The organism is Streptomyces tibetensis (genome assembly GCF_007655005.1).
GTDB lineage: Bacteria > Actinomycetota > Actinomycetes > Streptomycetales > Streptomycetaceae > Streptomyces > Streptomyces tibetensis.
Map to the genome: position 1 here is coordinate 1 of NZ_SZVW01000068.1, position 506 is coordinate 506.

General features: G+C 67.0%; 2 protein-coding genes. Both read left to right on the forward strand.

Going from position 1 to position 506, the window contains the following annotated elements; genetic code table 11:
• Positions 1–162 (forward strand): alpha-amylase (locus FDO69_RS42635; RefSeq protein WP_104789283.1); only part of this gene is annotated, 162 nt, incomplete at its 5' end.
• Positions 159–506: alpha-amylase family glycosyl hydrolase (locus FDO69_RS40955; RefSeq protein WP_240806353.1), on the forward strand; the 348-nt coding region annotated here is incomplete at its 3' end. The genes FDO69_RS42635 and FDO69_RS40955, both read left to right, overlap by 4 nt.

Here is a 506-nt window from a genome sequence, read left to right on the forward strand (position 1 = left end):
GACTGGCACGAGTCGGTTCCGGTGCGCGACGAGCTCACCGGCGAGACCTACCACTGGGGCAGGGCCAACTATGTGCGCCTCGAACCGGGCCACCGGCCCGCGCACGTCTTCACGGTTCTGCGACCGTCCACCCCGGAGATCGGAGGGTCACCCACAACATGATCGTCAACGAACCCGTTCCGGACACCTTCGAGGACACTCCTGCCAGGGACCGTGACCCGGAGTGGTTCAAGCGCGCCGTCTTCTACGAGGTGCTCGTCCGCTCGTTCCAGGACAGCAACGGCGACGGCGTCGGCGACCTCAAGGGTCTGACCGCGAAGCTCGACTACCTCCAGTGGCTGGGCGTCGACTGCCTGTGGCTGCCGCCGTTCTTCAAGTCACCCTTGCGCGACGGCGGCTACGACGTCTCCGACTACACGGCGGTGCTGCCGGAGTTCGGCGACCTCGCGGACTTCGTGGAGTTCGTCGACGCCGCCCACCAGCGCGGCATGCGCGTGATCATCGAC